This is a genomic window from Meiothermus hypogaeus (assembly GCF_003574035.1).
Classification (GTDB): domain Bacteria; phylum Deinococcota; class Deinococci; order Deinococcales; family Thermaceae; genus Meiothermus; species Meiothermus hypogaeus.
In genome coordinates this window covers 1-18,516 of the sequence record NZ_QWKY01000065.1, presented here as the reverse complement: position 1 = coordinate 18,516, position 18,516 = coordinate 1, and the positions used below count along the sequence as shown (strand labels likewise).

Sequence of the window (18,516 nt, the reverse complement as noted above, 5' to 3'; positions counted from 1 at the left end):
GATGCGGGGAGCGGGGGGGGTGTTGGAAGGGATGTACTCTGAACCGGCCATCAGCTTCTCCTGCAAAATCTCGTAAGCGGTTTTGTATTTGTGTCCGCTGACCTCGCGGCTGGTGAGGCGGGGTGGGGCATTGCCCGTCAGTTCTTCCATCAGTTGCAGACCGTCGAAGGCGTCAGAAGCGTAAAAAACCGGGCCGGTGGTGTAGATCTGGCGCAGGTCGTTTTCCACATAATGCCGGTTGAGCGCCGCCCCGCCCAGCACCACCGGCAGCCCGATGTTGCGTGCTGCCATGTACTCCAGGTTTTCCTTCATCACCACGGTGCTCTTGACCAGCAAGCCGCTCATGCCTACCGCGTCGGGCCGGTGCTCTTCTACCGCTGCCAGAATCTCCTCGATGGGCTTCTTGATGCCCAGATTGACCACCTTGTAGCCGTTGTTGGAGAGGATGATGTCCACCAGGTTCTTGCCAATGTCGTGCACGTCGCCCTTAACCGTAGCGAGTACCATGGTGCCCTTGTGGACACCCTCGAGCTTTTCCATTTTGGGCTCGAGGTAGCGCACGGCGGCCTTCATGGTTTCGGCGGCTTGCAGCACAAAGGGCAGTTGCATCTTGCCTGCGCCGAACAGGTCACCCACCACCTTCATGCCCTCCAGGAGTATCTGGTTGATAATCTCTACCGGCGTGTACCGGGTGAGGGCGAGCTCGAGGTCGGCCTCGAGGCCCACCTTACGGCCCTCGATGATGCGTTTTTTCAGGCGCTCCTCGAGGGGTAGCCCAGCCAGGGGGTCTTTGGCCAGGCCTTTGTCCACCTTGTTTTTGGCAAAGTAGTCCACAAAGGCAAACAAGGGGTCGTGGGTTACCTCGCCCCCCGCACCAAACTGCCGACGGTCGTAAATCAGATCCAGGGCCAGCTCGTACTGCTCTTTAGGAATCTGATTAATGGGCAGAATCTTACCGGCGTTCAGAATGGCCGCGGTCAGGCCGGCCTGGATGCACTCGTCCAGGAAGACCGAGTTGAGCACCACCCGGGCCTGCGCCGAGAGCCCAAAAGAAACGTTGGAGATGCCCAGGATGAAACCCACCTCGGGTAGCTGCTCGCGCAAGCGGCGGATACCCTCAACGGTCCACATGGCCAGCTTGCGGGTGTCCTCATCGCCCTGGGTGATGGGGAAGGTCAGCAAGTCAAAGAGGATGGACTCCCCCGGAATGCCGTGCACCTTGGTGAGGCGCTCGTACATGCGCAGGGCAATCTCCACTTTGCGCTCCACCGTTTTGGCCATGCCGGCTTCTTTGTCCTCATCTATGGTCAGAGCCACCAGCGCGGCCCCGTGGCGTTTGGCCAGGGCGGCCACCCGGTCGAACTTTTCCAGGCCGTCCTCCAGGTTTACTGAGTTCAGGATGGCTCGCCCGCCCAGGTGCAGCAGGGCCTCCTCCATTACCTCGGGCTGGGTGGAGTCAATCATGATGGGAATGGGTACGCTGGTGGCAAAGCGCTTCAGCACCTCGCGCATGTCCCGAACCTCGTCGCGCCCGGTCCAGGCCACCGAAACATCCAGCACGTGGGCGCCCTCGGCTACCTGTTCTGCGGCCAGCTCGCTCATCCCGTCGAAGTCTCCGGCGAATAGCAGCTCGCGGAACTTCTTACTCCCCGTGGCGTTGGTTCGCTCCCCTACAATCAGAATGCCGGTATCTTGCTTGAGCGGCACGCTCTGGTAGAGGCTAGCGACCTGGCCCAAAGGAGAGGCGCTGGGGGTTGGCTGGCTGTGGCGCAGGGCCGGAATGTCTTTCCCGCGTAGAGCCTCGGCCAGCGCCCGGATGTGCTCAGGGCCGGTTCCGCAACACCCCCCTACCACGTTCAGCCCGTACTCCTGCACAAACTTGAGCTGCCAGCGGGCTAGTTCTGCAGGGGTGAGGTCAAATACCGCCTTGCCCCCCTCGTTGCGGGGTAGCCCCGCGTTGGGCAGGCAGCTCACCCAGCGGGTGCTGTGCTGGCAGAAATGGCGGATGTGCGAGTCCATCAGGTCGGGCCCTACGGCACAGTTGATCCCGACCACATCTACCGGCAGGCTCTCCAGCACGGTCAGGGCGGCGCTGTCATCGGTGCCGACCAGCAGGGTGCCGGTGGCCTCGAACGTTACCTGCACCTGCAGCGGCACCTCGCGACCAGCGTCCTGCATGGCCTGCCGGGCGGCCAGCACCGCGCAGCGTACCTGCAAGATGTCCTGGCAGGTCTCGATGATGAGCAGATCCACCCCGCCCTGTATGAGGCCCCGGGCCCCGGTGCGGTAGGACTCGAACATTTCACTCCAGCTAATCTGTCCCAGCGAGATGAGCTTGGTGCCAGGCCCCAGCGACCCCGCCACAAAGCGAGGCTTTTCGCTCGAGTACGCCTCGGCGGCCTCCCGGGCGATCTGGGCGGCGGCAAAGGCCAGGTCTTCGGCCTCGGCCTCCAGGCCGTACTCGGAAAGCACGTGGGGCAGGCAGCCAAAGGTGTTGGTCTCAATTACGTCCGCGCCGACCTCGAGGTAGCTGCGGTGTATCGCACCGATTACATCCGGGCGGGTGCGGTTCAAAATTTCAGGACAACCGCTATACTGCTCACCCCCATAATCCGCGTCGCTCAGGTTGTACTTGAAAATTTCCGTGCCCATGGCCCCGTCGTAGACCAGCACCCGCTCCGAAAGGGCTTTCAGATAAGGGAAAGCCTCTACCCGGGCGGCCCGCTGGTAGCCCTGGGCGGTCAGAGGTTCGATACCTTGCTCGGCAAAGAAGTCACGCGGTGCACTCACACTCACAAGGGTTATTGTAGGGCATGGTATACCAAAGCCAAAGGCGGAGGGTGTTTGGCCCAAGCCCATAGCGGATAGCTAACAGCCCATTGCCGATAGTCACTGAGACTGGCAGGGTTTGTGCAGGTTGCCTAGCTTGAGATAGGCCTCATCTCATCGGCCAGGACGCTTGCGACCGCTAGTGGTCTGGTAACCAAGAATTCAGCATGCACTTCAGTGCCTCCTAATGGGCTGCAGATCGCAATTTTGGACAATCAACGTGTTTCAAAACGTACCGCAAAAAAAAGTTACCCGTGCACTAGAATCGTGGTGCTTCTTCTGGACTACTTCTGCGGGTTCTGCTCAGCTTCGATTTCCCACAGCAGGTCGCGCAGAATCCAGCCCCTTCCGGGGGCCTCGAGTTCTCCGCTGCTGATGTGCTGGATTAGGTAGTTGCGGACCTGGGCGATGGGAAGTCCGGCGTGTACAAGCTCGCCAAGGTTGCGACTCCCATCGAGCAATACGGTAATGTCCCTGGGGTCGCGGATGCCCGCCTGGGTTCGGCGGGCCGAAGGGTGCCGGATGCGCAGGGCAAACCAGGCGTATTTGCGCAGCTTGGTCAGGTCGCCCTCCCGCAGCCCGCGCCAGGCCCGTTCGGTGGCAATGATGAGTGGAACCCCCCAGCTCTTGGCCGCTGCACGCACACTTTTGCCCCCCACAAAGACCGCAAAAGGCTCTACCGCCCGGGGCGTTTCCAGAACCCGGCTGGGGGAGTCCAGCACACTGCGAAAGCGGGCCCACTGGTCGTTCATGCGGGCCCACTCCCCCATGAAGGCCTTGAAGGGCATCAGCGGAAGACCCTGAACATGGCTTGCTTCAAACTTGAAGTGGCCTTGCTCGGGGTGCAGTGGGAAGGTCGAGATGGCCTCGAAGCCCTCCCAGTCCAGGATGCCCCCCCCGACCACCTCGCCCTCCTCAAAGTGCAGATGCAAGGGGAGTTTGCCGCTATCCAGGTGCAAAACCCCGGTTCCACGGTTGGCGTGGATCATCTCCAGGACATCGCTCAGCGGGATGGTACTGAAACTGCCTTCCACCGCAAACCCTCCCCCAGCCCCAGCACCAGGGTGGAGCCTTGCCCCACATAGCCTTGCATGGCCCAGCGAATAGCCTCGGTGTGGTGGATCTCGGCCAGGGCAGCCAGGGTCGGGCCGGCCCCCCCCACAAAAGCTGCCAGCGCACCCGCCGCATAAACCTGTTCAAGCGCCATCTCCAGGCCCGGCATCAGATGCGCCCGGTAGGGCTGGTGCAACCGATCCCTTGCGGCTTCCCGCAAGGCCTCCAGACGCCCTGAATAGAGGGCTGCGGGCCAGAGTGCGCTGCGGGCCAGATTATAGACCGCATCGGCAAGGGGAATGGTTTTGGGCAATGCAGATCTGGCCAACGGCGTAGGTACTTCGTAAGGGGGTACCCCCAGCACAAAAACCAGCCCTTTAGGGGAGGGCAGGGGCAAAGCCAGGGGGGGGTCGGCCAGAGCCGCCACAAAGCCCCCATACACCGCAGGCGCTACGTTGTCGGGGTGGCCCTCCAGGGCGGCGGTGACCGCGAATATGCCTTCTTTGCCAAGCTGATGCCCCGAGAGCAGATCGGCCAGTGCAGCCCCGGCGACCAGAGCTGCCGAGCTGCTGCCCATCCCGCGGGCCAGCGGAATGGGGTTGTGGGCCTGGATCGCAAGGGTAGGCGGATTGGCTTCGCCCAGGGCCTGCCAGGCAGCCCGGTAGCCCTGGTGGATCAGGTTGTGGGGGGTATTGGGTACATGTCCCTGGCCGACGTAGTGCAACTGGTCGCTGGGAGCGGGTGAGGCGCTGACCTCGAGGTACAGATCGAGGGCGACCCCCAGGGCGTCGAAGCCAGAACCCAGGTTGGCCAGGGTGGCCGGAACTTGAACATACAGGGTTTCGTCGGACATAGCTCTCCCGCCTGGGGCGGTTATGTCATCATAACCTTTGGCCGAACCTGCGCAATGCTCAAAAATTGCCACAGAGATTCGCTGGTGTAAGGGCCGCACTCAAGTCATAATCCAGCGGGTGACGTGGTACACTGCCCGTTAGCATATTATGGGCACTAAAGCCCTTCTCGCATTGCTTGATCATATTTGTGAGCAAACAAATGGCATCAAGGCTGAGACATATACAGTGGTATATCAGGGTGTGGTGGGTATGAAGCAGGATGGGAGCCTGATCTTGTTCGGTATGTGGATTGTAGTTCTTACGCGCTATCGTGCCCTATGCAGATTGGGGATGTATACATCTTCGCCGGGTCAGGCATCGGTACAGGGGGAGCTGTGAGTGAGAACCGGGGTCTGCTCGAGCACATCTCTCCTGCACTGATGGGCTACCTGCTGAGTTTTTTGCCCCAGCACGATCCCCTGGCCGAAAGTGTGCCGGGTGGCCTGCTGACTTCAGAACTGGTCGAGCGGCTGCGTGGGGACAACTTTTGTGGCTATGCGCTAGCCCGTTTTTCCGGTGAAGAGCGGGGCTGGCTGGCCTTTTATCGTGGGCGATTGCTGGAGGCCTGGCGACAGACGACCTACGGCCACCTTTGTGGCACCGTGGCTTACCGGGCCTTACAGCGCGAATTGGGCCAGGGCACCCTATCGCTCTACCGACTGCAACCCGACGATCTGCCCGCGCTGGTAGCCCTAACCCAGGGGTTATCGCGCATCACCGCCATGGCTGCCAACAGTGTGGTGGTGTCAGATCTGGTGGATTCGCTGGTACAGGAGCAGTTTACCGGTGCGCTGGTATTGGAGGATGGCCTGGTGGGGCGGGCCTGGTTTTTTGCCAGAGGAAAGCGCCTTTTTGGTGGAGAACTGCCCACCGAGTTTCGCGAGGGTCACCTGCACCTGGTGCAGGCCCCCAGCAAAGCGCCTCCGGATTTGCTCGAGCAGGCCCGGCAAGAAGACCAGGAGCAAAGGGCCATTCGATTGAGCGTGGTCTGGAATGCGGCACAGGAAGTGCTCAAGGAATACATGGGGCGCGGCGCCCCCTCGGCCCTCGAGCGCCTGCGCAGTATCCATACCACCGACGACCCCGCCTCGCTGGAGAAAGCCCTGCGCCGCTGGATGAGCGAAAGCCTCGAGCCCAACGCGGCCACGCTTTTCGACCGCTTGCTGCGCCCAACGCTGTAGCGGCAATGTGCTTATGCCAGGGGCAGCTTTTGAGCCTTGATACGCAACCACAACCAAAAGGCGTATGATAGCGCCATTCATGGTGGCTTACGCTTTGCTGGGGCTTTTGTGGCTGGTCTGGTTGTTGGGTTTGCTGAGCGACTCTTATGCTCGCAACCTTGCTGTAAGCCTCTCTAACTTCCTTGGGGCCTACGCACTGTGGTGGGTTGCTGCCCGCTCACCGGCCATTGTGCGCCCGGCCCTGGGTGGCCTGGCGGCGGGCTTGCTGTTTTTGGGAGTGGGTGATCTACTATTCACCTACAACGTAGCCACCGGCATCGGTACTCAAGCCATTCGCGAGGTGATTTATCTGGTGGGGGTGGCCCTCTTTTTGCTAATGGGCACCCTGCTGCCTTTCCGCATGGAAGGCCATGGTTTCTATCCCCTGGGGTTTTTCCAGCGCCTGGCCCTGGTGGCCGTGCTGGGCGGTGTGCTGCTTTCGGCCCTGACTACCCTGATCCGGCCCCTGAGCCTGATTGAACTGATTTATGCTGGGGTGGCATTTTACCTGACCCTGCTTTTTGTCCAGCAAACGCCGGTACTGGCGGGGGGGCGCATCGGGCGATACCTGCAAGGGGTGGTGTGGGCGCTGGTCTTGGGCAGCCTGGCTCGAGTGATCTACGTGCTGGGCGGTGTGCCCCCGGCGCTATGGTCCATTGTGGTCTATGACATCTTGTGGATGCTGGCCATGAGTGTGTTGCTGCTGGGTGTTAATCGTACCCCGGCTCCCAAAAATCCCTAGCGGAGCCTGAACGCAGCTGCTCTACTGCTTCCGGCAGGGTCTCGGCCACTTCGTGGGCCAGGAGGCCCGGCTTCTGGCTTTGATCCCCCGCCAACCCGTGCAGATACACCCCCAGTCGGGCGGCGTCCCAGGCAGATAAGCCTGCGGCTAAAAGGGCGCCAATCACCCCCGCCAGCACATCGCCCATCCCGCCGGTGGCCATCTGGGGGTTGCCGGTGCTGTTGACGGCCATCCGGGTTTCTGAAGTGCCTGGGGGTGTCCAGGCCAGCACCGTAGGCCCCCCCTTGAGCACCACCACCAGGCCCGGGTAACGCTGGGCCAGGGTCTGGGCGGCCTCGAGGGGAAACCGGGCTATCTGCTCGGCTGAAAGCCCCAGCAGCCGGCTGGCCTCGCCGGGGTGGGGGGTGATGATGCTGGGCAGGCCCGACTGGGCATAGGCCCGCAACACCCGCTCGTGCAGGGCGTCGGCGTCGAGTACGGTGGGGCGGGCCAGCCCTAAGGCAGCCAGAGCCGCCTCCACCCCACCTTCCCCGGCCCCCATCCCTACCGCCACCGCATCGGCCCGGGCCATTTGCAGGTTGGCGGTGTTCCATTCGAACAAGGGAAGCCGCACCGCCTCCAAAGGGGGCACTACGTCGCAGTCGGCGGGATAGGCCACTGTGACCAGCCCGGCGCCGGTTCGGTACGCCCCTAGGGCCGCCAGGCTGGGCGCGCCTGTATAACTTCGATACCCCCCCACCACCAGCACCCGCCCCACCGAGCCTTTGTGCGCGTTGCCTGGGCGAATCGGCAGGAGGGCACGCATGTTCGCGCTAGATAACAGCTCGGGTAGGTGCGGGTTGTCCAGGGCCCTGGGCGGCATCCCGATGGAATCGAGTAAAATCCGGCCACAGGCGGTTCGGTGGGGATAAAACAGGTGCTCGTTTTTCAGACCCGCCAGGGCCACGGTCAGGTTGGCGCGGATATGAGGCTGGTAGGGGAGGCCCGAGGGCATGTCCACTGCCACTACGGGTAGCCCGGATTGGTTGATGTTTTCCACCAGCTCTGCGTAAAAACCTTCCAATGGCCCCCGCAGGCCGGTGCCAAACAGTGCATCCAACACCACACTGTGCGGCTGGGGTTTCCAGGCCGAGAGGGGATTTATTTCCAGGCCGTGCGCCCGCAGCGCTTGTTGGGCCATGGCAGCATCGCCTTCCTGGCCCTCGGCAGCATACACCGCGACCTCGTGCCCCCAGTGGGCCAGCCAGCGGGCGGCCACCAGCCCATCGCCGCCGTTGTTGCCCTTGCCGCACAACACCACAATTTTGCGACCCGCGAAGCGCTCTAGCAGCCGCTTGGCCGTGCGCCTACCGGCGGCATCCATCAAGAGCAGGCTGGGATAGCCCAGGTCAATCGCCTTACGGTCGGCTTCGCGCATGGCTTGGGCGGTAAAAAGTCGCATAGGAAAAGGTTGAGAGCCAAGGGTACAGGGTCGAGGGCCAAAAAACCAGGAGCCTTGTTGTAACCCCTAAACCCAAGCCTATTCTATGAAGTTTGGGGTCTATGCGTACACTGGAAGCATGAGCAACCTGAACACTGCCCAGGCGCGTCTGGCCCGCGCGCGGCGGGTTGCTGTGCTGACCGGGGCCGGTATTTCGCAGCCCTCGGGCATTCCCACTTTTCGCGATGCTGCTGGCCTGTGGAAAGACTTTGACCTCGAAGAATACGCCACCCCCAGCGCCTATGCCCGCAACCCAAAGAAAGTCTGGGAGTGGTACGCCTGGCGCTACCAGAACGTGATGCAGGCCCAGCCCAACCGGGCCCATGTGTTGTTGGCGGTACTCGAGCAGCGGGTGGGGGAGGGCTTTTTTCTGGCAACACAAAACGTGGATAGCTTGCACAGCCGGGCCGGTTCAATCCGCCTGGTTGAGCTGCACGGCAACATCGCCCGGGGCCGCTGCGAACGCTGTGGAGAGCGGTTTCCCCTCCCCGACCCGACCCAGTTTGTTCCGCCGCCCTATTGTCCAGGCTGTGGGGCCAGGGGCCGTCCGGACGTGGTCTGGTTTGGAGAACTTTTGCCACCAGGCGCCTACGAGCAAGCCGAGCGGGCCTTTACCCAGGCCGAGGTGGCCCTGGTGGTGGGCACCAGCGCCGAGGTCGAGCCTGCCGCCAGCCTGGGGCGGCTGGCCAGCCTGAATGGGGCCTACCTGATTGAAATAAACCCCAACCCCACCCCGCTTTCGAGCTGGGCCGACTGCTCCCTGCGCATGGGCGCGGTGGAAGGCATGGAGGCCCTGATGGGCGGTTCAGACTGATTCGCCCTTGCCCGACTCATTTTTGCGCCGAAGACGGGACTGGTCGTAGAAGATAAAGCCGCCCAGGGCCGTGAGGCCCACCAGGGTGGCGACCAGCAAGAAAGGTCCCAGGCGGGAGAAATCGGCCCCCAGCCAGGCCACCACCACTGCCACCGGGGCGGCCCCCACCGAGGTCGCCAGCAAAAACTTGAGCGGATGCATTCGCACCAGCCCGGCCACAAAGTTCACGCTATCGGTGGGTACCACAAACGACAGCCGCAGCGCAATGATGGCCCAGGGCCCGTAGCGCTCGACCTGTTCCTCCACCTTCAGGCGGATTTTCTCGCTAACAAAGCGATCTACCACCACCGGCCCCAGCAACCTGGCCAGGCTATAGCCCAGAATGGCGGCAATAATGGCGCCAACCCAGCCCAGCACACCCCCCACCACCGGCCCAAAGGCCAGCACCGAGATTAACATCACCAGGGTCATGGGCACCACCGAGACCAGGGTCTGGGCAATCATCAGCCCGATGATGCTCAAGGGGCCCCAGAAGCCCAGCCCGGCCACCCAGGCCTGCAGGACCTGTGGGTTCCCGCCGGAAAGCAAGCCATACACACCGTCAATGCGCTCTTTGAAGCCGGGAAAGACAAAATAAGCGCCCACCAGTGCGCTTGCCAGTAGCAGCAAGGTCAGGAATACAGGCAGTATGGGTAGAGGCCGCGATGCAGGAAGTCGTTCCATTCCAAAGTCCAGGGTAACGTAAAGAATGAGCACCACCTTCGTTATCGGTCACACTTTGGCCTGGACAGAAGGCCCGAGGTCAAGATTGACTAGCGCTCTGTGTTCAACTGGCAAACCGCAACATATCCCACGGAGACAGAAGCCAGAAGTGCGTATCTTGATGTCACCATGAGCTTGCGCGAACGAGTCTTCCCGCTCAAAACCCCCGCGGATGTGGATGCCTTTTTGGAAAATCACGAACTGGCAGCGATTTTCAAGGCCAGCACCACCGACAAAACTTTGGAAGCCATGCAGTGCGTCCAGAAGTACCTGGAGCCCCGCCCAGACGTAGCCATAGGCATCATCCGCATTCCCGAAGACCGTCCAGCTTCGAACCATGTGGAGGCCCGCACGGGTATTCAGCACCAGAGCCCGCAGTTGATCCTCTTCCGTCAGGCCCGGCCCCTCTTCGACCTGGACAACTGGAAGATTAATCCCGACCACCTCGAGCCCCTTCTGCTTCAGTCGTTGCCGGTTCACGTTGGCAAACCGGTGCGAAACCCGGCTGTAGTTGGGCTGCAGGTGTACATGGATTTACTGGATCGCTTCCTAAATGGACAACTGAGCGAGGAGCGCTTTCAGTGGGGCTACCTGGATCAGCTCAAAAAAGAGGCAGGCTGGCGCTCCGAGGAAGACTTTGCCTTGCTCAACAGCCTGTTCCCCAACCCCGATGGCCGGGCCTTTACCCCTGGCAAGGTGGTGGCGCTGGAGTTCCAGGCCCAGCTCGCAGGCCAGGCCGAGCCATTGCTGGAGCGAGCCAAGCGGTTTCGTAATCAGGTAGCCCAGTACCAGGCAGCGAAAGAGGAGGCCTCTCCTTAGACAAAGGTCTGAGCGCCTTTCAGGTCATGGGCACCTGGCGCAGAAGCCGGCCTTCGATGCGCTCCAGGATGTCCTCGAGGCTGTGGCCGGTGATGGTCAGGCCATGGTTCTTGAGCCCCACCACCGCCCGGCTGGGATCGGGGGCCTCGCGCACCTTTTCGGCCACCGCGCTTGCTAACTCGTAGGTGCCGCAAGGGTAGTTGAACTGGGTCGAGCTGATGTTTTCCATCCAGGCGTGCACGTGGATGATGGCCCCGACCTGGGGGTGTTCGCGGTAGATCATCCAGTGTTCGATGGCGTCCACACTGACCCGGCGCGGCTCTACCCCCGGCGGAACCGAGAGGCGCATGGCGTTTTGTTCTACGTCGTAGTCGGTGACCATCAGGATGTCCCGCCCCACCTCGCGCAGGTTGGCCTTGTCCACCCCGCTGGCCGACATCCAGAAGCGCTTTTCATCCTTGCGCACCGACAGGTTGCCATACGAAAGCCCCCCGATGCCGTACAGCCGTTTGACGTGGCGGAAGTCTTCAGGGGGCAGGATTTCTTCGATGGGAAAAGCCGCCGGGAGCAGATCCCATTCGGCCAGCTTGCGGCCCGCCGCGCTCAGGCTTTGGGTGAGGGCATCGCCCTGCCAGAGCTCGGGCTCGAGGCCCGGCTCAAAGCGGTTGTTCACCACCAGCACCGAGGAGGCAATGGGGTGGATGCGTTCGGCTACCCGCTCCACGAAATGAGGGCCTTCCGGCTCGTGGTACCGGCCAAGCTCCAGGGTCAGGAAGTGGGCCCCCTGGCCCGGCACGTAGACCACCAGCATGTTGGACAGGGCCCGCACCAGGTAGCTATAAAGCCCGGCGATGGGGTCTGGGGGCATCTGGGGTAGCTCCAGAAACGAGACCACCATGGTGGCCTGGGCCTTGCGCCGGTAGGGGGTGGGCTTGTCGGCCTGGATGAAATTAAGCACCGCCCGCGGTGCCTCGGTACCTGGTTCGTGGCGGTAGCCCCGGGCCTGCATCACCTGGGGAAGCTGGTCGGCCAGAGCCTTGAGCCCTTCGGTGGGCTGGCCCACAACAACAAAACTGGGCGGGGTTTGCTCGAGGATAGCGTTGGTGCTATTGCTGGACTGAACCATGGTGTTACCCTCCAAGTTCGGAACGTTGCAAAGCGACCGTCGAAGCTTCTACGGATTGTACACCATGCGTGCTGGCCCTCCCGAACCGGCCCGGGCCGGTAAACTGGACACGGTTATGGAACTCAAGGGTCTTGTTCTTTCCGGAGGCAAAGGCACCCGGCTGCGTCCGCTTACCCACACCCGGGCCAAACAACTCATCCCCATCGCTGGCAAGCCCAACCTTTTTTACGCCCTGGAAGACCTGGTGGCTGCCGGCATCCGCGACATCGGCGTGGTGCTGAGCCCCGAAACCGGCGAGGAGGTACGGGCGGCCCTGGGCGACGGCTCGAGCTGGGGTGTGCGAATCACCTACATCGTACAGGAAGCCCCCCTGGGCATTGCCCACGCAGTCAAGACCGCCCAGCCTTTTCTGGGCGATAGCCCCTTTGTGCTCTACCTGGGCGATAACCTGCTTTCCGGGGGCATCAAGCACCTGGTGGCCGAGTACCGCCAGACCCAGCCCGCAGCCATCGTCCTCCTGACCCCAGTGGACGACCCCCGGGCCTTCGGGGTGGCGGTCTTGGACGAGCAGGGCCGGGTGGTGCGACTTTTGGAGAAGCCCCAGAACCCCCCCTCCAACCTGGCCCTGGTGGGGGTGTACCTCTTTAGCCCCGGCATCCACCCCATCATCGAGGGGCTTAGGCCCTCCGGGCGGGGTGAGTACGAGATTACTGAGGCCATCCAGGGCCTGGTGGACAGCGGGCAGAAGGTGATTGCCCACCAGGTGCGGGGCTGGTGGAAGGATACCGGCAAACCCGAAGACCTCCTCGACGCCAACCGGCTGGCCCTCTCGACCCTCGTGCGCCGGATTGAGGGAGAACTCCAGGAGGCCCAGGTGGTGGGTGAGGTGGTGGTGGAAGCCGGGGCCCGCATCGTCCGTAGCACGGTGCGCGGCCCGGCCTACATTGGGGCCGGAGCCCTGGTTGAAGACGGGTTTGTGGGTCCCTACACAGCCATTGGCAAGAACGCCAGGGTCGTTTCCAGCGAGGTCGAGTACTCCATCCTGATGGATGAAGCCCAGGTGTATGCGCTGCCCTATCGCCTGGACAGCAGCATTTTGGGGCAGGGGGTGGTGGTAGACGGCAAGGGGAACGCCCGTCGACACAGCCTTCAACTGGTGCTGGGCGATCGCAGCCGGGTGCGGCTTTAGCTCGAGCCTTTGCCGCACGTATCTTGGCCCAAAGCGACCTGCCTTGCTCTCCCCAAAATGACCATGTACTATGACCCTGGACATGAAGGTTTCCAAAAGCTATTTCAAAGCCCACGCCCTCGAGCTTCTGCGCCGGGTAGAGGCTACCGGCGAGCCCCTAATCCTGAGTGACCGGGGCCGGCTGGTGCTGGAAATTCGCCCATACCGGGGCGAGGAGGTGCGGAAGCGTCTGCGGGGAACGCTGTTGCGCTATGAGCAGCCCACTGAGCCCACGCATGAGCCCTGGGAGGCGCTGGCTTGAGTCGCTACCTGCTCGATACCCATGCCTGGGTTTACTTCCTGGCCGACCCCACCCAGCTTCCGGAGGGACTGGAGCCTTTGCTGGAGGAAGCCCGCGCCCAGCAGGCCCTGTTTGTATCGGCCATTAGCGCCTGGGAAGTGGCCGTGCTGGCCCGGAAAGGGCGGCTGGCCTTCACCATTGGGGCGCGGCGCTGGCTCGAGGACGCCCTGCGGGTACCGGGTATCGAAGTGGTGCCGCTGGATGCCTACACTGCAGTGGAGGCCGATGGCCTCTCTTTGCCGCACACCGACCCCGCCGACCGCTTTATTGCGGCAACGGCCCTTCGGTTGAGTGCGGTGCTGGTATCGCGCGACGAAAAACTGCAGGGGCTTTTGGGTTTGCAAACCCTCTGGAAGCCCGAGGCGTGAACTTGTCGGCCCGCTTTTGTGGCTAGGGTAGGAAAGGTATGTCCAAACTGCCTTCGTTTATCTTGTTCAAAATCAGGCTGTAGCTTGCTCTACGGACGGGGTTGGGGTCGAGCCAGATGCGCAAATGGGCCTCGAGCCAGACCGCTTTTTTGTGCAGGCTGTGCAGGGTGGGGTAGTAATCGCGGGTGTACAGCAGCCCCCCCCGGTAGCCCTCGGCCAGAAAGCGGGGGTTGCTGGGGGTGGAGCTTCCCCCCAGGTGTAGCACCCGGCGCGGCACCAGCAAGACCTGCCAGCCCTTACGGCGGGTGCGGGTACACCACTCGAGGTCTTCGTTATAGAAGAAAAAGCGTTCGTCCATACCGCCGATTTCTGCCAGCGCGCTCTTCCGGGCCATGATGAGCGCGCCCGATACCCAGCTTACCGGCCTGGGCCGCTGCAGGTTCCAGTAGTTGGGTGCATAAAACAGCCCGAAGGATTGCAAATGCCCTCTTGGGGTTTGCAAGGTAGGGCCAGCCAGAGCCGCTTTGGGGTTTTCCTGGAGGGCCTTTTGCAGGGCTTCCAGGTCTCCAGGTTCCAGGTAGATGTCACTGTTCATCTCCACCACCCAGGGGCGGGTGGCGGCCTCCAGACCGCGGTTCACGGCAAAGGCATAGCCACGGTTGGGCACCCTCAGTACCTTCACCGCAGGGTGGTGCATCTGAACCCAATCCGGGCTACCGTCGGTGGAAGCGGAGTCCGCCACGGTCACCTCGGCTTCTGGGTAGTGTTCTTCCAGTCGCCGCAAGCACTCACCCAGAATGCCCTGGGTGTTGTGGGAAATAACAATGATGGAAAAATCTCGGCTCATAGAATAAGGTGGGGTGGTTTTTTGCATGCCCAAACAGGCTTCCTATAGGATAAAAGCAGCAATGAAACTCGATGAGCAAGCCCAAGCCGCTCTAAGTTACCAGAATTATCCGGTTCCCCCTGCAATTGAGGGGGTGGTGCACCAGCCCCTGAAGAAGTATCGCTCGCTCGAGGGTGCCTTTATGGAACACCTGCGCCTCACCGGTGGTCAGACCGAGGGGCTACCGACGCCCTTCGAGGCCCGGCAAATCTCGGTCTCGTGGGCAGTTCCGGGCCGTATCAACGCTTTTCATATCCACCCCAAGCGCACCCAGGACGAGCTCTGGTGCGTTCTGCAGGGCGAGCTGCTGGTCTGGCTGGTGGACGTGCGGGCCGACTCCCCCACCCGGGGCAACCGGCGCTACTTTTTGCTGTCGGGCGAGGCCCCGGCGCTGCTGCTCATTCCCTCCGGGGTGGCGCATGGCTACCGGGCTGGCCACAGGGGGGCATTGCTGCTGTACGTCATGAACGACCAGTTCAACCCCTCTGACCCCAACGAGGGTCGCCTACCGTGGGACTTTTTTGGCGCCCATCTTTGGGCGGACGACAGAGGCTAGGCCTTGAGGAGTAACGCAATGAATTTCAAACGAGTGGTGGTAACGGGGGGGGCCGGTTTCATCGGCGCCAACTATGTGCACTATGCCTTGAGCGCCCACCCAGACTGGCAGATCGTAGTGCTGGACAAGCTGACTTATGCGGGAAACCTGGAAAACCTCGAGTCTGTAATGAACCGAATTGAGTTCATCCAGGGCGATATTGCCAACCCTGTCGATGCCCGCAAAGCCCTGCGGGGGGCCGATGCGGTGCTCAACTTTGCCGCCGAGAGCCATGTGGATCGCAGTCTTTTGGATCCCGGCGCTTTTGTGCGTACAAACGTGGAGGGTACCCTGGTGCTGCTCGAGGCCGCCCGCCAGGAAGGGGTGAAACGCTTTTTGCAGGTTTCCACCGACGAGGTCTACGGCGATCTGCACGGCACCGACCACCACTCCCTCGAGACCGACCCCTTCCGCCCCCGCTCGCCCTACTCGGCCTCCAAGGCTGGGGCCGAACACCTGGTTTTCGCCCATGGCATCTCGCACGGCCTGGATGTGGTGGTAACGCGGGGTTCCAACACCTACGGCCCCTATCAGTACCCCGAGAAAATTATCCCCTTGTTCATCACCAATGCGCTGGAAGACAAACCCCTGCCGCTCTATGGCGATGGCTCTGCGGTGCGGGACTACATGCACGCCTACGACCACGCCTCGGGCATTGACCTGGTGCTGCACCGGGGGGGCTCGGGCGAGGCCTATAACCTTGGAGCGCGTGAACAAATATCTGGCGTGCAGGTGGCCGACGCCATCCTGGCTGCGCTGGGAAAGCCCCCTTCGCTCAAGCAATTCGTCACCGACCGCCCCGGCCACGACTACCGCTACTCGGTAGACCCCGCCAAGGCCGAGGCCCTGGGGTGGGTGCGCCGGTATGCCTTCAGCGAGGGTTTGAGCGAGACCATCCGGTGGTACCTTCAGAACCGGGCCTGGTGGCAGCGGGTGCGGGCCAAAAAAGAGCACCAGAGCTTGATGCAAACCTGGTATGAGGGGCGCTGAGGAAGAGATGTCAGGAGCCGAGCACCCAGAGCCAGAGACTGGCCCCATCCTGCTGACCGGCGGAACAGGGCGACTGGGATCTGCCCTGCGGGGCCTGATACCAAACCTGATTGCGCCGGGTAGGGAAGAGCTGGACATCACCGACTTGTTCAGTGTCCAGCAGACGCTCGAGCGCTACCAACCCCAGGTGGTGGTGCATGCGGCGGCCTATACCGACGTAGCCCAGGCCGAGACCGAGAAAGTGCTTTGCTGGAGAGTGAATGTGGAGGGTACCCGTAACCTGGTTCGGGCTGTCCTGAAGTGCAACCTGCACTTTGTTCACATCTCGACCGACTATGTGTTCTGGGGAGACAAGGGGGGCTACAAGGAAGATGACCCGGTGGGGCCTGTGCGCAACTACTATGCCCTGTCCAAACTGGCTGCCGAAGAGGTGGTGCGGGTCTTGCCTCGCTACCTGATTATCCGTACCAGTTTCCGACCCTCGCCCTTCCCGTACCCGGTGGCCTACCACGACCTCTACACCAGCCAGGACTACATAGAGGTCATTGCACCCCAGATTGCGCTGGCCTTGCAGAACCTAACCAGGATTCCCTACCACACCCTGCACATCGCCACCGAGCGCAAGTCGGTCTACGAGCTGGCTAAGCGCACCCGTCCGGACGTGAGACCGGCGAGCAAGCAGGAGGCAGGGGTCTCGCTGCCGGAGGATATTTCGCTGGATGTAAGGCGATGGAAGCTGCAAATAGCTCTGTTGGGAAGTCTCTCAAAGTAAGCCTTTCGATGTTTTACAACCTTGATCTATTAGCGTGTGCATTTGCAAAACCGCAATACTCTCATCGAGACCCAAAACCCCTTAAGATTACCGACAAAGTTTTTATAATCACCAACAGGTCTAGCCAGAGTGAAAAATTTTTTACGTAATATAAATCGTAAGATAGTTTTTCCATTGCACCATCTGTGTCATCCGTGTAACCTTGCACGACTTGAGCCCAACCTGTGATTCCAGGTCGAACGAAGTGGCGCGTTTCGTAAAGTGGAATGGTTTGTGAATACTCTCTGACAAATTGCACCTGCTCAGGCCTTGGCCCAATCAAACTCATGTCTCCCTTTATAACGTTCCATAGTTGCGGGATTTCATCCAGGCGATACTTGCGTATAAAGCGGCCAACACGTGTAACCCTTGGGTCACTTTCTGCGGCGAATTTGGGTTGCTCTGGCTCAGATTCAACGTACATACTTCGAAACTTGTACATTTGGAACACTTCGCCAAAGAGACCCACTCTGTTTTGCCTATATAAGATGGGACCCCTCGAGTCCAGCCTGATGGCTATTGCAACAATCAAACCCAACAATAACCAGATGGGGGCGGTTAAGACTACCAGTGCTGTTTCCCAAACTCGCTTCAATCCAATGTAATCTTTTGGGCGTAGTAGCTTGTCCGTCTCTTCGGATAAATGGTTCAAATCCACTTTTCCGGTTATTCTTTCAAAAAATGTTGTAACATCAACAACCTCTATGCCACGAGCCGAAAGTTGGCTGAGCAGATGAGGTGGTAGAAGACCGAGCTCGTCTCGCAAGTTTGCCACAACTACTTCACAATTATTGGCCTCGGTCATTGGAACGACCAAAACCTTTCTGTCCCCAAGCTTACGAATGATCTTTTCAACCTCGAGTGAGGTAGCGCATATCCGTATGGGCCTGCGCAACAGACGGAGGTGGTAAAGTAAATTTAGCGAACCTAAAAATACAAAGAAATAAGAATAAAAGGCGCGTGAATAACCCCAGCCAGCTACATAAAAGAGTGCTGCCAGCAAGATGAAAGGAAGTATAGCTGCTAGTAGCAGACTCAAAAGGGCGTTGGTGTGAGGGTGACGACTCCACCGGTTGGACAGCCACAAGGAGAAGCCGCCTGTTACGGTCAATAAAAGCATCAAACCACCATAGGAAGGGTACGTAAAAGCCTCCCAGAGTCGGGCGTGGCCAATACTTGCCAGACTAGCAAAGCTCAAGGCAAGCAATATCGCCAGAGGCGCAAGAAAGTTGAACCCTTTTGGAACTGGCAAACTAGGGGTGAGACTTCTCATAAAAATTTGGAACGTAGAACTTTGCAGTAGGGAAGAAACCCCAAACCAAAGAGAAGAATATAATACGGAGGATAAAAAGCGAAATAGTCAAAGAACAAAAGAACAAGGCGACTCATCTAAAGAATTCGGTTGAGTAACGAAGAGGTGTGATGATGGGTAAAAACCAACATTTTGGAGAGGATTGGTTTGAAAGCCGTTACCAAGCAGAGAGGGAATGTTGTATTGGACGGTGACGAGTACGGTAAAGGGCAATCTGCAGCCAGTCCTTAGCTCTAGGAATAGACCGGATGTTTCTCCGTTTTTGCCGTCGCCACAGCCTGCCATTC

General features: G+C 60.7%; 19 protein-coding genes. 10 read left to right on the top strand and 9 right to left on the bottom strand.

Going from position 1 to position 18,516, the window contains the following annotated elements:
- The 3 genes from metH to thrB form a co-directional block, all read right to left on the bottom strand.
- Positions 1-2,796, bottom strand: a 2,796-nt coding sequence (metH, locus tag Mhypo_RS13825; RefSeq protein ID WP_119341878.1) for a methionine synthase, incomplete at its 3' end; no start/stop codon positions are given.
- Positions 2,797-3,113: 317 nt separating this feature from the next.
- Positions 3,114-3,863 carry a DUF4388 domain-containing protein gene (locus Mhypo_RS13820; RefSeq protein WP_119341871.1) on the bottom strand — a complete coding sequence of 250 codons (750 nt, stop codon included), beginning with the start codon at positions 3,861-3,863 and terminating at the stop codon, positions 3,114-3,116.
- Complete coding sequence (thrB, locus tag Mhypo_RS13815; protein WP_119341870.1) at positions 3,833-4,735, bottom strand: homoserine kinase; 903 nt, start codon at positions 4,733-4,735, stop codon at positions 3,833-3,835. Before thrB ends, Mhypo_RS13820 begins: the two co-directional genes overlap by 31 nt.
- A gap of 375 nt (positions 4,736-5,110) precedes the next feature.
- On the opposite strand from thrB, the gene Mhypo_RS13810 reads away from it, so the two are divergent.
- Together Mhypo_RS13810 and Mhypo_RS13805 are read left to right on the top strand one after the other, a co-directional pair.
- Positions 5,111-5,956 (top strand): hypothetical protein, encoded by an 846-nt coding sequence (locus tag Mhypo_RS13810; RefSeq protein WP_119341877.1) that lies wholly within the window; start codon positions 5,111-5,113, stop codon positions 5,954-5,956.
- A 64-nt stretch (positions 5,957-6,020) separates the two neighbouring features.
- Positions 6,021-6,737 carry a hypothetical protein gene (locus Mhypo_RS13805; protein ID WP_240637259.1) on the top strand — a complete coding sequence of 239 codons (717 nt, stop codon included), beginning with the start codon at positions 6,021-6,023 and terminating at the stop codon, positions 6,735-6,737.
- Here Mhypo_RS13805 and Mhypo_RS13800 read toward each other — a convergent pair.
- Positions 6,706-8,178, bottom strand: a complete 1,473-nt coding sequence (locus Mhypo_RS13800; protein WP_119341869.1) for an NAD(P)H-hydrate dehydratase — start codon at positions 8,176-8,178, stop codon at positions 6,706-6,708. The two genes, Mhypo_RS13805 and Mhypo_RS13800, sit on opposite strands and share 32 nt — an antisense overlap.
- Before the next feature lie 118 nt (positions 8,179-8,296).
- Here Mhypo_RS13800 and Mhypo_RS13795 point away from each other — a divergent pair, with 118 nt between their 5' ends.
- Positions 8,297-9,031: an SIR2 family NAD-dependent protein deacylase gene (locus tag Mhypo_RS13795; protein ID WP_119341875.1), complete on the top strand. Its 735-nt coding sequence runs from the start codon at positions 8,297-8,299 to the stop codon at positions 9,029-9,031.
- Here the strand turns inward: Mhypo_RS13795 and Mhypo_RS13790 are convergent.
- Complete coding sequence (locus Mhypo_RS13790; protein ID WP_119341874.1) at positions 9,023-9,754, bottom strand: TVP38/TMEM64 family protein; 732 nt, start codon at positions 9,752-9,754, stop codon at positions 9,023-9,025. The genes Mhypo_RS13795 and Mhypo_RS13790 overlap by 9 nt on opposite strands.
- 168 nt (positions 9,755-9,922) lie before the next feature.
- Between Mhypo_RS13790 and Mhypo_RS13785 the strand changes: the two genes are divergently transcribed.
- Positions 9,923-10,612 carry a monothiol bacilliredoxin BrxC family protein gene (locus tag Mhypo_RS13785; RefSeq protein WP_119341868.1) on the top strand — a complete coding sequence of 230 codons (690 nt, stop codon included), beginning with the start codon at positions 9,923-9,925 and terminating at the stop codon, positions 10,610-10,612.
- 19 nt (positions 10,613-10,631) lie between these two features.
- Here Mhypo_RS13785 and Mhypo_RS13780 read toward each other — a convergent pair whose 3' ends face one another.
- Positions 10,632-11,738 (bottom strand): class II aldolase/adducin family protein, encoded by a 1,107-nt coding sequence (locus Mhypo_RS13780; RefSeq protein ID WP_119341867.1) that lies wholly within the window; start codon positions 11,736-11,738, stop codon positions 10,632-10,634.
- 115 nt (positions 11,739-11,853) lie between these two features.
- Between Mhypo_RS13780 and Mhypo_RS13775 the strand changes: the two genes are divergently transcribed.
- The 3 genes from Mhypo_RS13775 (at position 11,854) to Mhypo_RS13765 (ending at position 13,635) form a co-directional block, all read left to right on the top strand.
- Positions 11,854-12,927, top strand: coding sequence for a glucose-1-phosphate thymidylyltransferase (locus Mhypo_RS13775; protein ID WP_119341873.1), 1,074 nt, complete (start codon positions 11,854-11,856; stop codon positions 12,925-12,927).
- A 70-nt stretch (positions 12,928-12,997) separates the two neighbouring features.
- Complete coding sequence (locus Mhypo_RS13770) at positions 12,998-13,228, top strand: type II toxin-antitoxin system Phd/YefM family antitoxin (RefSeq protein WP_119341866.1); 231 nt, start codon at positions 12,998-13,000, stop codon at positions 13,226-13,228.
- Positions 13,225-13,635 (top strand): type II toxin-antitoxin system VapC family toxin, encoded by a 411-nt coding sequence (locus tag Mhypo_RS13765; RefSeq protein WP_119341865.1) that lies wholly within the window; start codon positions 13,225-13,227, stop codon positions 13,633-13,635. Before Mhypo_RS13770 ends, Mhypo_RS13765 begins: the two co-directional genes overlap by 4 nt.
- 22 nt (positions 13,636-13,657) lie before the next feature.
- Here Mhypo_RS13765 and Mhypo_RS13760 read toward each other — a convergent pair whose 3' ends face one another.
- The gene (locus Mhypo_RS13760) at positions 13,658-14,482 is read right to left on the bottom strand and encodes a glycosyltransferase family 2 protein (protein ID WP_119341872.1); all 825 of its coding nucleotides are present in this window, start codon (positions 14,480-14,482) and stop codon (positions 13,658-13,660) included.
- A 61-nt stretch (positions 14,483-14,543) separates the two neighbouring features.
- Here Mhypo_RS13760 and Mhypo_RS13755 point away from each other — a divergent pair, with 61 nt between their 5' ends.
- The 3 genes from Mhypo_RS13755 to Mhypo_RS13745 are packed head-to-tail and all read left to right on the top strand — an operon-like array spanning position 14,544 to position 16,878.
- A complete protein-coding gene (locus Mhypo_RS13755) occupies positions 14,544-15,077 on the top strand; it encodes a dTDP-4-dehydrorhamnose 3,5-epimerase family protein (RefSeq protein ID WP_119341864.1) in 534 nt (177 codons plus the stop codon).
- An 18-nt stretch (positions 15,078-15,095) separates the two neighbouring features.
- A complete protein-coding gene (rfbB, locus tag Mhypo_RS13750) occupies positions 15,096-16,106 on the top strand; it encodes a dTDP-glucose 4,6-dehydratase (protein ID WP_119341863.1) in 1,011 nt (336 codons plus the stop codon).
- A gap of 7 nt (positions 16,107-16,113) precedes the next feature.
- A complete protein-coding gene (locus Mhypo_RS13745; RefSeq protein WP_119341862.1) occupies positions 16,114-16,878 on the top strand; it encodes an SDR family oxidoreductase in 765 nt (254 codons plus the stop codon).
- Between the two features lie 61 nt (positions 16,879-16,939).
- Here Mhypo_RS13745 and Mhypo_RS13740 read toward each other — a convergent pair whose 3' ends face one another.
- Positions 16,940-18,190, bottom strand: a complete 1,251-nt coding sequence (locus tag Mhypo_RS13740) for an exopolysaccharide biosynthesis polyprenyl glycosylphosphotransferase (RefSeq protein WP_119341861.1) — start codon at positions 18,188-18,190, stop codon at positions 16,940-16,942.
- Between the two features lie 87 nt (positions 18,191-18,277).
- Positions 18,278-18,516: hypothetical protein (locus Mhypo_RS18375; protein ID WP_206074925.1), on the bottom strand; the 239-nt coding region annotated here is incomplete at its 5' end.